At 54.4% G+C, this 12,357-nt stretch carries 13 protein-coding genes; 6 read left to right on the top strand and 7 right to left on the bottom strand.

Features of this window, described 5'->3' with window-relative positions:
- Window positions 1–7 precede the first annotated feature (7 nt).
- Complete coding sequence (locus SynPROS71_RS12610) at window positions 8–1,084, top strand: glycosyltransferase (RefSeq protein WP_186595490.1); 1,077 nt, start codon at window positions 8–10, stop codon at window positions 1,082–1,084.
- A gap of 1 nt (window position 1,085) precedes the next feature.
- Here SynPROS71_RS12610 and cobD read toward each other — a convergent pair whose 3' ends face one another.
- The 3 genes from cobD to SynPROS71_RS13950 all read right to left on the bottom strand — a co-directional run bounded on the left by cobD (window position 1,086) and on the right by SynPROS71_RS13950 (window position 3,229).
- A complete protein-coding gene (gene cobD / locus SynPROS71_RS12615; RefSeq protein WP_255442190.1) occupies window positions 1,086–2,225 on the bottom strand; it encodes a threonine-phosphate decarboxylase CobD in 1,140 nt (379 codons plus the stop codon).
- A 46-nt stretch (window positions 2,226–2,271) separates the two neighbouring features.
- Window positions 2,272–2,949, bottom strand: coding sequence for a hypothetical protein (locus SynPROS71_RS12620; protein WP_222929531.1), 678 nt, complete (start codon window positions 2,947–2,949; stop codon window positions 2,272–2,274).
- 145 nt (window positions 2,950–3,094) lie between these two features.
- Complete coding sequence (locus SynPROS71_RS13950) at window positions 3,095–3,229, bottom strand: hypothetical protein (protein ID WP_255442191.1); 135 nt, start codon at window positions 3,227–3,229, stop codon at window positions 3,095–3,097.
- A 448-nt stretch (window positions 3,230–3,677) separates the two neighbouring features.
- Here SynPROS71_RS13950 and SynPROS71_RS12625 point away from each other — a divergent pair, with 448 nt between their 5' ends.
- The 5 genes from SynPROS71_RS12625 to SynPROS71_RS12645 are packed head-to-tail and all read left to right on the top strand — an operon-like array spanning window position 3,678 to window position 9,319.
- A complete protein-coding gene (locus SynPROS71_RS12625; RefSeq protein WP_186595492.1) occupies window positions 3,678–4,151 on the top strand; it encodes a prepilin-type N-terminal cleavage/methylation domain-containing protein in 474 nt (157 codons plus the stop codon).
- Window positions 4,129–5,421: a Tfp pilus assembly protein FimT/FimU gene (locus SynPROS71_RS12630; RefSeq protein WP_186595493.1), complete on the top strand. Its 1,293-nt coding sequence runs from the start codon at window positions 4,129–4,131 to the stop codon at window positions 5,419–5,421. Before SynPROS71_RS12625 ends, SynPROS71_RS12630 begins: the two co-directional genes overlap by 23 nt.
- A 6-nt stretch (window positions 5,422–5,427) precedes the next feature.
- Window positions 5,428–7,071, top strand: coding sequence for a GspE/PulE family protein (locus SynPROS71_RS12635; RefSeq protein ID WP_186595495.1), 1,644 nt, complete (start codon window positions 5,428–5,430; stop codon window positions 7,069–7,071).
- A 13-nt stretch (window positions 7,072–7,084) separates the two neighbouring features.
- Window positions 7,085–8,137 carry a type IV pilus twitching motility protein PilT gene (locus SynPROS71_RS12640; RefSeq protein ID WP_186595497.1) on the top strand — a complete coding sequence of 351 codons (1,053 nt, stop codon included), beginning with the start codon at window positions 7,085–7,087 and terminating at the stop codon, window positions 8,135–8,137.
- Window positions 8,138–8,140: 3 nt separating this feature from the next.
- Window positions 8,141–9,319, top strand: coding sequence for a type II secretion system F family protein (locus tag SynPROS71_RS12645; protein ID WP_255442192.1), 1,179 nt, complete (start codon window positions 8,141–8,143; stop codon window positions 9,317–9,319).
- A gap of 30 nt (window positions 9,320–9,349) precedes the next feature.
- Here the strand turns inward: SynPROS71_RS12645 and pilM are convergent, their stop codons facing one another.
- The 4 genes from pilM to SynPROS71_RS12665 are packed head-to-tail and all read right to left on the bottom strand — an operon-like array spanning window position 9,350 to window position 12,348.
- Window positions 9,350–11,050 (bottom strand): type IV pilus biogenesis protein PilM, encoded by a 1,701-nt coding sequence (pilM, locus tag SynPROS71_RS12650; RefSeq protein ID WP_186595499.1) that lies wholly within the window; start codon window positions 11,048–11,050, stop codon window positions 9,350–9,352.
- Window positions 11,051–11,053: 3 nt separating this feature from the next.
- The gene (locus SynPROS71_RS12655) at window positions 11,054–11,578 is read right to left on the bottom strand and encodes a hypothetical protein (protein WP_186595501.1); all 525 of its coding nucleotides are present in this window, start codon (window positions 11,576–11,578) and stop codon (window positions 11,054–11,056) included.
- Window positions 11,579–11,616: 38 nt separating this feature from the next.
- Window positions 11,617–11,835, bottom strand: coding sequence for a hypothetical protein (locus SynPROS71_RS12660; protein ID WP_186595503.1), 219 nt, complete (start codon window positions 11,833–11,835; stop codon window positions 11,617–11,619).
- Between the two features lie 15 nt (window positions 11,836–11,850).
- On the bottom strand, window positions 11,851–12,348 hold the full coding sequence (locus SynPROS71_RS12665; protein WP_186595505.1) for a hypothetical protein: 498 nt from the start codon (window positions 12,346–12,348) through the stop codon (window positions 11,851–11,853).
- Window positions 12,349–12,357 lie beyond the last annotated feature (9 nt).

Consider the following 12,357-nt stretch of genomic DNA (forward strand, 5'->3'; position numbering starts at 1 on the left):
GCCCTTCATGCCCCGGCTTCTGATCGCCGCCAGCGGCACCGGCGGACACCTTTTTCCGGCGTTATCGGTTGCGGATGCGCTTCCGGACGGCTGGACCGTGCGCTGGCTCGGGGTACCGGATCGGCTCGAAACCACCCTTGTTCCCGAGCGCTACCCGCTCACCACCGTGAAGGCTGGCGGCTTGCAGGGGCGGGGCCTGAAGAAAGTGATTCAGCTGCTCCGCCTGCTGGCGGCCAGCCGCGATGTTCGCAGGCTGATCCGACGCAACGGCATCGACGTGGTGTTCACAACGGGGGGCTATATCGCCGCCCCGGCCATCCTTGGCGCCCGCTGGAGTGGCGTTCCAGTGGTGCTGCATGAATCCAATGCCATCCCCGGCCGGGTAACCCGGCTGCTGGCACGCGCCTGCACCCAGGTGGCCATCGGTCTGCCAGCCGCCGCTAGGCGCATCCCCGGCTGCGAGGCGATCGTGACCGGAACGCCTGTGCGCAACAGCTTTCTTCAGACCCAGTCACTGCCTGACTGGGTCCCCCAGGGTCCAGGGCCACTCCTGGTGGTGATGGGCGGCAGTCAAGGCGCGCTGGGACTGAACCGCATGGTGCGCCCCCTGCTGCCCATGCTGCTGAGCGAAGGCTGCCGGGTGGTGCATCTCACCGGCAGCAACGATCCCGATGTAAACAGCATCGAACATCCCAGGCTCGCCGAACGACCCTTCAGCGATGACATTCCAGCGCTGCTGCAGCATGCCGATCTGGCCATCAGCCGTGCCGGTGCAGGCAGCCTGAGTGAACTCGCCGTGAGCGGCACACCGAGCGTGCTGGTGCCGTTTCCCCAGGCCGCCGATCGCCATCAAGACGCCAACGCCGCCTGCGCCGCAGCGCTGGGTGCTGCGGTGATCGTGCATCAGCACTCGCCCACCGAACCAGCTCTGCGCCAGACCCTCTGGCGCTTGCTCGGCCCGAGACTGCGAGGCTGCGATCCAGCCGCTGACCCGCTGGTGTCGATGGCGCGAGCGATGCGCACCCTTGCCGAAGCGGATGCTGATCAGCAACTGGCCGCGTTGCTCCAGGGGCTGGTGCGGTGACTCACACCAGGGGCTGATGCCGCAGGGCCCTGCGCAGCGCTTGCAGGATGCGGCGATTGCCTCGGCGATCCTGCAGACCAATCCGCAGCCAGCGCTCCCCCAGGCCCTCAAAGGAACGGCAATCGCGCAGCAGCACGCCACGCTGGGCCACCTGTTCGCGCACCGCCAGCAACGACGCTTGGCTCTCCACAAGCAGATAGTTGGCGCTCGAAGGGCGTGGGTTCAGACCCGGGAGCTGGCGCAACTGGTGCTGCAACCAAGCACCCTCGTTGCGCACCCAATGCTGCACACGCTGCTGCCAGTGCTCGAAGCCTTGTTGGTCGGCCATCACAGCGGTGCCAGCGGCGAGCGCCAAACCATTCACCGGCCAGGGATCGCGCCACTGACTCCACTGCTGAAGCCGCTCAGGCGCAGCGATGGCGTAACCCAGTCGCAACCCCGCCACCGCAAACAGCTTGGTGAGGCTGCGGATCACTACCAGGTTGGGATATTCGGCTAAGAGCGGTATCAACGTTTGCCGTTCACCCTCCGGCACCAGGGGCAGGAAGGCTTCATCGCAGATCACCAGGCGGTGACGCGCCAAGAGCGGCTCCAGGGACGCGCGGCTCCAGAGCTGGCCGGTGGGGTTGTGGGGATTGGTGATCCAAACAACGGATGCATTCGCCAGCGAGTCCGGTGCGAACGGCCAGGGATGGGGATCGCTCTGATCAGACCAGGCGAGCGGTAGCGACACAGATACACAGGCGGCGTCCCAGCAGCGCAGGGCCCTGGCGTAATCAGCGAAACCCGGCTGGGGCAGAGCACTGACCCCGAGCGCGGCAGCATCACGGGCCACCCATGTGAAGAGCTCGGCAGCACCGTTGCCGGGCAACACCTGCTCTGGCGGGACGCCATGCCAGGCAGCGATCGCTTCACGAAGCGCCGCTTGGCTGCGATCGGGATAGTCACGCAGGGCACTGCTGCGCATGGCCTCAGCAAGGGCCTGTCGCAGTCGGCGGGGTGGAGAAAACGGCACCAGCGAGGCGCTGGCATCTAGAACCCGCCCTGGATTCAGGCCAAACCGCTGCGCTTCCTGGATCAGGTTGCCGCCATGGGGAGGTGGTCCGTTGCTCACACCAGACGCCAGCTGCTTTCGCTCCATCCTGCCCATGGCAGGACGGTCGAGCCGACGGCAGTCAGAAGCCCGTCTAGCTTTTGCATCCAGCTGCGTAGTCCTTCGGCAACGGCGCACCCCAGTCGTTCTGGGGAAGAGTGTTGAACGGTGGGGCGTAGACCTGTTTCACCATTTCAAAGCCCGTGGGGATCGCGGAGCGTTGAGGGTCGTAATTGACAATCCAGAAGTAGTCGTAGTTCTTGCCAGGCCATGTTTTTGGCACGCCTGGAAGCTGGTCAAGGTTGAGTAACTGGCGCAGGGTGACCTTCTCACCAGGGTTTTGACGCTCGAGGCGAGCACTGGCGATGGAGGTGTGCTGCCAGGTCATCACAACAGTGCGGTCATGCCAGGCCGGATTGGTCAACACATCAGCAGCGGCAATGCTTGTGGCGTTCTTGAGCTCCTGTGGCACAGCTGCTCCACCACCATCAAGCGGCACGACGGCATAGGTGTTGATCGGCATCCCCCAACTCTGAGCGGAGGGAGCAGCCAACTCCAACGTGTGCAAGGTGATAGCCAAAAAAGCCGCAGGGGCCTGACCACCCAACAGCACGCTGTTCGTGGCATTACGACCCAAGTAGGTGTCACGCAGCGCAAGAGATCGTTGCTGCCCGATCGCACACAAGGCGTAGGCATTGGCCTTTTCGCCATGGCGCAGAAGGATGACCTTGCGAGGCACCGCGTGAGCAGACGACAGACAGGTGCCAAGCATGGACAGGACGACACCTGTTACCAGAAGGGGGCGGACTCTCTGGGAAAGCATCGGGACACAGAGGGTGGCTATCGAGCTTTTGGTAGCAACGAATTTGCGTCGAGAGTTAGAGGGCAAGGTGCCCATGACCAGCGCGAGGAGCTGTCTAATACCAACGCCTGGCGAGGCGAGAACCAGGAGAGGGCAAACTTCCCGAAGTAGAGACCAGGGGGAGCGTGCAGAGCAGCTCCGGACGTCCCTCGAGAGGAATCAACACCATGCGAACCAACAACCAGACCATGGAATGGACTCAGGCGCTAGTCATTACAACTTGGAAAGATGGCGATGAACCTTGGTCAAGAATGGGGAGCAAACAGACGAGAAGAATTCGCAACAGATGGATACATCCCCTTTCACCAAAGAGCAAAAAAGCTCCAACGTTGAGAAAGACTACGCAAAACACAATGGGTGGCGCCCACGAAAAGCAACAGCACTAGATACAGAGGCAAAGCAGAATCGAGGCCAGAGAGGGAAACGATCGGAGGCAAAACTAAGACCAGTAATAAACAGAAGCAGACAGACAACAGCGTCAGAACCGATGAAGCACAAGACAAGCCAGCGACAAAACGAAACACCGGGGCATGACACAAACCAATTTTTTCCGGCAGATGCTTTAGCGCAAAGAGTCCAGGACAAGCGTTGACAAAAAAGCCTAGGGCGGCCAACATTAATTTGGCTTTTTAGAATTCATGACTCTTCTCCAGGCCTACCTCAACAAGCCAAGTACTCGCCGCGTTCTGAACCGCAAGGCAGGCGAGCAAGGCTTTTCACTCATCGAGCTTGTTGTCGTCATCGCCGTTTTGGCTGTGCTGATCGTGATTGCACTGCCAAACTTCCAGGGCGTAACCGATGACGCAGCTGTGTCATCAGGTAAAAAATATTTAGTTGACGGGTACACCGAATGCAACATTGCAAGAACAAGGGGGCTCGCAACTGGCGCATCGGGAGGCCCAAGCATTACGCCGCCAACAATTAATGGCGGCACTTTCAGCACTACCTCCGCAATTCCTTGTCCGATAGCAGCAGGAACAACCTTGACATACACACCTGCATTGACGTCTATTCCAACGTTCACAATTGACTTATACTCAGGAGCAAAAACATGTGTAGTCGCGGGTAGAGGAACTGGATATAACTGCAATGCAACGACGCTTAAGTGGTGAATCGCGATGCCCAAATGGGCCAAGGGGCTTCACACTCCTAGAGCTGATTGTCGTCATCTCTGTGCTTGGAATTTTATCATCTTTATCAATTCCTCCTATCGCAAGTTGGATTAAAGAGTCCAAGATTGATGGAGCAAAAGCTCAAGTCAACACCGCTGCTGCAGATTGCCTACAAAGGCTAAGAACATCGGATAATCAAGATATCGCAGTTGATTCAAATATAATTTCCGATGACAATCTCAAGCAATATGGATACAAAATAGCGTCCGGCGGCAATAAATGTTCTTATTTTTCAATTGAGCCTCTCGATAGCGACGAAACGCATAGGTTCCCAATGGGTTTTGCAATTGGGCTAGGGAAGCTCACCAAGTTGGCGACGCCAACTGGGGCAGAATCACTGCCTTCCTGCAAGAGCTGGGCAGGAGAAAACTGCTCAGTAAGCGAAGATCTAAAAAGACATGTTGAATATCTTGAGAAAATTAATGCAGCGAAGAATTCCTGCGAGTCGACATATAACCAATGGATCACAGCGAAAAGCAGCGGCTCAAATGTTCGCTGGAATCCTACCGGTGATAGCAAATGCCCACCACGCCCCCCAATCGAAGATGCTCAATATTGCACACCAAACTCATGCAATAGAAAGGTCTATGCACTCGACGGAACGGTAGTTGGCTATACACAAGAAGACTACGATAAAGCGCTAGAAGAAAAATATGGACGCATTTGCACTGAAAAGCTAGAAGATCTCAGAAATCAAACACCGCCATTTACCAACCCCAGCGAACAACCGATCACCATTACCGAATGCGGACCTCAAGAATTCTGGTTTCACAAAGGCAAAGAAGCCGCCACACAAGACGAGTGGACAGGATTAATGTGTGAAGATGAGATCAACAATGTCATCTCATCAGGAGGCCTAAACAATAAAGCTCTTCCATATTGCGGCTCAGAGCCTGTTTATATCTGCGATGGCACAAAGCAGCCCAATGCAGAAAAATACCAGCAATGCGTCGAGGCCAATGAAGGTGCAAAATGTCAATCTGAAATCAATGAGCTAATACGCACAAGTCCTAATGGAGTTGTCTCTCATCCATCCAAAGGACGAGCAACACCCCCCTGCGGGGATACCTTTTGGGTGTGCAACAACACCTACAAAGATAGCGAAGAAAAATTTAATGCTGATTGCCCGAGTCAACCACCACCAACATGCAAACCAAGAAATCAAAGACGTTGCGATAAATTTGGCGGCATATGGTGCAAATGCGCCTGAACATGAATGGAATTAACACCTACCACAACTCGTCAACTCGTCGACAAACTATTTTCCCTGCAGTGGTGCAGAGAAAATCTAGTCGTACCGATTAATACAATCACCAATGGACAGGCACAGTCGCAAATAATCACGATTGCCATCGGAAATTTTAGCTACCTAGCAACAATTGGCGAATTTATCAAAAAGCGCGCTGCAGAGAACGGATATGAGTGCCAGATCGTCGAAAAGCCAGCCAATGAAATACAGTCGCTGCTAGATCAAGCCGCTGAGGAACGGCTCATTAGCGGAGACAGCATCTCCGAAACAGAATTCAGCGATGATGCCATCCTTGATGCACTCAAAGAAGCCGAAGACGATAATCAGCTGGGCTTTAACTTTGATTTCGACGATAGCGAAGAAGAAAATATTGAAGACATCGTCCAAGATCTCTCACTTGAAATGCTGGGAAGCAAAATTCAACAGGCCGCTGCAAAAATCCTGATTCATGCCTGTCGCTCGAATGTCTCTGATATACACGTTGAACCCAGGCATGACGACTACAACATTCGCGTCCGGCGTGATGGCGTTATGCAGAACTATGTGAAAATACCTCGATCTGCAGGCATCAAATTAACAGCTTGTCTGAAAAATATGGCCAAAATGGATATTGCTGAGCGACGTGCATCTCAGGATGGAAAAATCAAACGCCGTTTCGAAGGGCAAACGATGGAATTCCGTTGCGCTACGGCTCCTGGAAAGTACGGCGAAAAGATGGTGATGAGGATTCTCAACAGCAATAGTGAGATGCTCAGCCTTGATCTTTTGATCTCTAACGACAATGTGCGCGAGCAATTTCGCTCCATTATCAATGAATCCAATGGCATCATTATTGTGTCGGGCCCCACCGGTTCTGGTAAATCCACAACGCTGGCTTCTGCGCTCAGAGAAAAAGATACTGGAGAACTCAATATTGTGACTGCGGAAGATCCCATTGAATACGACCTTGGGGGCAACATCCAACAATTTCCTGTTGTCCGTGCAAAGGGTCAAACCTTTGCCAACTTACTGCGGACATTCCTACGGCAGGATCCCGATGTGATCCTGATCGGCGAAACCCGTGATCCCGAAACAGCGGAATCATCCATGGATGCTGCTGAAACGGGGCACCTTGTGTTCACCACCTTGCACGCTAACAGTGCAGCAAGCTCTCTCACGCGACTCATGGACATGGAAGTACCCAGTTATAAATTGAATGCATCACTTCGCGGGGTGCTTGCTCAACGCCTGCTCCGAAAAGTTTGTCCGGAATGCAGCGCAGAGCGACCGATTAATGAGGCCGAAAGCCAATTCACTGGTATTCAACTTGGCACCAACGTGCGAGTAGCCACCTCTCTGAAAGCCGAAGACAAGCAACAACGCAAACAAGAGGGAAGCCTTTGCACCCGATGCAGCGGAACCGGCTACCAGGGGCGAATCGGTACCTATGAACTCATGAAAGTGAACCGCAACATCCGTGACGCCATCAAACAACAGAAATCAAACCATGAAATCGAGGAAATAGCCGTCGAAGATGGCATGTTGACACTGAAAAGCTACGCTGTGGACCTGATCAAAAAACAACTCACCACCATTTCCGAACTCAAGAAAATCTGCAACACTGAACACTAACAGCACTCTTGCTATGAAACTGGCTCGCCAAATCGTTCAATTTGCTATTAATGCTGGTTCGTCTGATATCCATCTGGAAGAAGAGTCGCCCATAGCCATACGTACAAATTCAGACATTCGCATTCTTGATAATATCCTGAAGAAGCAAGACATGGATCAATTGCTTGGAGAGCTACTCGGTCAAGAGAAATTAAAGATATTTGAAAAACATAATGATTTGGATACATCAATCGGACTCGAGGGACTCTCACGCATTCGTATCAATGCCTACGTGGCCAACAATAAGCGCTGTCTCACGTTAAGGATACTCCCTGACAATTTACCTCGCTGGCAGGATCTAGGTCTGCCCCAACCACTCATTGATCTCACGAATAAACATCGCGGTCTTTTGCTCTGCACAGGTCCCACAGGCTCAGGTAAATCCACGACACTTGCGGCCTTTATCAATTGCATTCTCGAAACTCAGAAACGCCACATTCTCACTATTGAAGATCCGATTGAATTTGAGTTTTCTCACTCGCGTCATTCAATCATTCATCAACGTGAGGTTAAACGCGACACCCAATCGTTTGCCTCTGCTCTGCGTGCAGCTCTGCGGGAAGATCCCGATGTGATCTACATTGGTGAGATGCGGGATCTGGAAACGATTCAACTCGCCATTACCGCCGCAGAAACCGGTCACTTGGTACTCGGCACCCTGCACACCGCTTCAGCCGCCAAAACAGTGGAGCGGATCGTGGATGTTTTCCCTGGTGATCAGCAGGAACAGGCCAGATTGCAAGTGTCAACCTCCTTGGTCGGGATCATGTCGCAAACACTCTGCAAAAACACATCCGGCAAACGCTCACTGGCCTATGAATTGTTGATTAATACACCCGCAATCGCCAATCTAATTCGAGAACGGAAAGTGAGTCAAATTTACTCACAGCTGCAAACTGGCAGCCGCGAAGGTATGAATACACTGGAGCAATGTTTGCAGAGCCTGGTGGATGCAGGCACGATCACCCTGCAAGAAGCGATCGGGAAAGCCTCCAATCCCAAAGCCATTCTTCAGGCCAACACTTAAGCCATGGCCACTTACGGCAACACCAGCCTCAACAAAGCTGCAAGCAGCACACTGGCGGCCAGAGAAAACCCACCATCGAGCAGCATGATCAGTTTGTTCAGCGGCCTGTTGGGAGGGCAGCCAGCACCACAACAACTCAAGGTGCCCCAAAAAGATCTGCTTGTGTTCTTTCGGCAGCTTTCAGTGATTCTGCAGAGCGGCGTTTCGCTCGCTCAAGGGTTGACACTGATTGCCGAGAACATGACTAACAAAAAGCTAGCCCATTGTGTGCAACGAATCGCGGCGAGGCTCAGTGCAGGGGAAGAACTCTCTCTCTCATTGCGGCAATACCCCAAGGTTTTCAAACCGATCACGGTGGGATTGATTGAAGCCGGTGAAACTGGCGGAATTCTCGATTTAGTGCTGGAACGCATCGCCCTACTGATGGAAGAGCAGGCCAAGATCCGAGGTCAGATTATCGGGGCGCTGGTCTACCCCTCATTGGTATTTCTCTTAGCCATCTCCGTGAGCCTTGGTCTTTTGATTTTTATCGTTCCCAAGTTCAAAGACATGTTCGATGGCATGGGCGCTGACCTGCCTGCGCTCACGTCCTTCATGCTCACCCTCTCCAAACTGGTCACCAGTTGGCAATTCGCCGTTGGTGCTCCGCTCACAATCCTGGGGCTTCTATATGGCTTCCGTACCGTCTATGCCAGCAAAATAGGACGTTTGCGCATCGACACAGCCATTTTCCGCGTGCCCTTGTTTGGCGATCTCATCCTGCGCTCTGAAATGGCGGGAATGTGTGACACATTGGCCACCCTGGTGAATTCAGGCATTCCTGTGGTTGATGGTCTGGAACGCTGCGTATCGGCAAGTTCGAATGAACGGATTCGCACCACAATCCGTCGTGGTATCAATCTAGTGATGCAAGGACAGGAACTCAATTACTCTCTCGCCAAAAGCCAGGTGTTTCCAAAACTGGTTATTTCGATGATTAAAATAGGCGAAGAAACAGGCCAGCTCAGCTTCATGCTCGAGAAACTGGCGATTTTTTACAAGCGTGAAGTTGAATCCACTGTGAGCTCACTCACCAAAGCAATGGAACCTGCAGTGATCTTTGTGGTATCTGGAATTGTTGGCACCATCGTAATTTCCCTCTATCTACCAATGTTCAGCCTGATTCAAAATTTTGGCAAATAGAGAATTTTCCATCTATCAATTGATTCAACGTCAACTGTCATCACTGAATTTCAGCTCTCCTAGCGGTAACGACGATGCGTCATCCTGCCTCTCTGGCTCAGCCTGAGCAACAGCATCCTGATCGATTGGCTCGTCAAGAGCTTCAGGCGTGGCCTCGATGTTGGAAACCGTCGCTTCCTGCGCAAACATCAGGCGACCAATACTTGGCCATTCCTCCTCGTCGTCGTTGATCTCTTCACTACTCGGTGCGATCGGCAACTCAGGCTCTGATGGGAACACCTGCGAAGCAATGCTTGGCCATTCCTCTTCCTCCTCTTGGATTGGTTCGGATTCCAAGGCAGGATCCTGTTGTGGCTCCACTTCTAGCTGGAGTGGGATATCACTCGCCAAAGCGTGGCTGCTGGCAATAGTGCTGGAGCCGCCCCCTGGCACTGCTTCAAGCTCAATGTTTGGCAACGCAACCTGCGACTCAATCACGGCCAAAGACTCGGTCTCTACAAATGAACTGGGCTCAGGGGCCGGTGTGACATCCACCAGTGAAATAGCAGTGGTCTTTGAGACTGCAACAGGAGCATCCAACAAACGGCAAGACAGCAGATGGTCGCTCGGCAAAAGCCCTAAACCCAAGCCGACGAGTCGATTGAGACCTTTCTGGACGACCACGTTGTCGTATTGCAGGCCCTCAACCGCCGGCGCCAGTACCGGCTCCAGAGCCTGAACGAAACAACCGAACTCCGCCTGCAACAGCTCCGCCAAGATCGGATGGGCACTGTTGGGACCCATGAGCGCAATGTCTTGCAGGTGAAAACCTGGCCAATCCGCGGAAAACCGTTGCAGCGCTTCGCGCATCTCCGCCACCAGCACACGCAGATCCATTTCGGAAAGCGCGAGGTAGCTCTCCTGATGGATGCTGATCTGCTCGGCGCCCACCCCATCCTCAAGGGCAGAAACGGTTTGCTCCTCAGAAAGAGTTGGCTCAGGAAATTCCCTAATTGCAGCGAGGCGCTCCATACAAAACGGACCTGAAGCCCCCACCAAGATGAAATGCGTGCAGTCGCGCTGAAGCTCCAACACCAGCCGCACATCCTGCTCTCTGAGCATCACCAAATCGAGCGCCATCAAGCGCAACTGGCTGTAAGCACCAATCTCCAGTGCCTGCAGCTCCAGCTCCGCCGCCTGAAACGTCTCCAAAACCCTGTCCACCAAGTTGCACGGCATCGCCGAAAGCAGATACGTCACTTGATTTCCTTCTGCGCCGCGCAAACCCGGCAAGGTGGTGGGTTGCAGGTCGAAATCGGCCTGACTCAACGCAATTGGAATCTGCAGGCCGCTGGATGGATCCAGCACAAACTGGCGGGCCTCTTGGAGGGAAAGCCCAGCGGGCAACTGAATCAAACGCTGAAACGCCACCTCGGTAGGCAACACAACAGCAGCGCGAACCACATCAATCTGCTTCTCGCTGCAAAGCTCCCGGATCAAACCAGCCATCTTTGCCGGGTCGCTGGGAATCCCCCTCTCCAAAGCATCCTCAGGTAGGTCGATGCGGGACACATGATCAAACTGAAGACCAGCCCCGGCGAACCTGGCCTCCGCCAATCGCAGCCGGCGGGGATCAAATTCGAGCAGCAGCACTCGTTTTGACACCTGACGACGCAAACCCTTCAGGCGCTGCAGCAATGGAGTGAGCTCCAGCCCAAAGAACTTCGTGCCAACCAGGGGGGTGGAAGTCATCGCTCAACAGAACGGCCGCGGCCTGCAAAACAGTCGCCGTGTGGGAAGACTGGCGGCATCGGAGCGCTCGGGCAAGGCCTGGAGCACATAAATCCCCGCCTTAGCTCCGGCATCACGACGCACCAGGGCCTCGGTTGAAGCCTCTACCAAGCCAGTAGTCCAAACGCAGATGCGATAACCAGGTGGGAACAAAAGCTTGGGCCCAGGCAAACGCCAAACCTGCAGTGGATCGGAGTCAGCCGGTGCACAGGCTTGACCCGGATCTGTGGACGAGGCAAAGGCGATCTGGGGATAACCCGTTACCAGACCATTCAAACGATCTTTGCTGATGCCGGGCTGCCCAAGCACCTCGGCCAACTGGTCGAGACCAATCTGGATCTCCTGATGATCGATCAACACCCCATTCCCACCTTGCTGCGCCGACTCCACCTCCCCGGCAAAGCGAGAGGTGACCTCCAGCACCGCCACCACTACACCGGTGAACATCACCAACATCATCATCGCCACCACCATTTCCAGCAGCGTCATGCCTCTGCAAGCCGAATGGAGATGGCGGCGACGACCGATCACTGAACCGGCAACTGACGCAAATCAGCCTCTAGCACTTGACGATCTTCGGATCCCGCATTGGCGTCATATCCGGCTCCGCGCAGAATCTCCACTTCTCCTTCAATCAAGGGTGAACGACCGGCCTGATCGAAAGCCGATTGCGTCACCTGCACCGCCGACAACATCGCCGTGGTAGCCGTAACCGCAATCACCGCTCCCACCACTGCATCCAACATTCTTGAGCTCCCGGGTCAGCCTTCAAAGGAACACAAGCCTGCACTGTTCAGTGAGTTCGTGAGGCAGGAATACAAACCATAAGGTGCCCCAGGCTCTTTTTCCTCAGGAACGATCAACACACGATGGGCGCCCTTGCTGAACACACAGGCACGGGGAAAAGGATGACCTGAATCGGTGATTGAGCTGGCAGAAAACTCGCCGAGAGTGTCATAACCAGCCTCGTAAGCATTTTCTCCAGTACAGCGCTTTTCCTGCGCCTCACTCACACGACAGAGCAGCTGATCACAGAGCGATTGTGAACTCAGATTGCGTCCGATCACATCCAGAGCGTCGGAATCACTCAGAAGTTCCATCCAGCGCTGATCATCACGCTGTTCCGGTCTTCCTCCCGTGTAGGCATCGTTGGGGGGTGACAACAAACTCTGCTGGCTTGTCAACGACAGCCCCATTTCGAACATCGCCATGATGCCGGTCAACATGGCGATGCCCAACACCGCATAGAGATACGTCAAGACACGGCC

The organism is Synechococcus sp. PROS-7-1 (assembly GCF_014279795.1).
Lineage (GTDB): Bacteria > Cyanobacteriota > Cyanobacteriia > PCC-6307 > Cyanobiaceae > Synechococcus_C.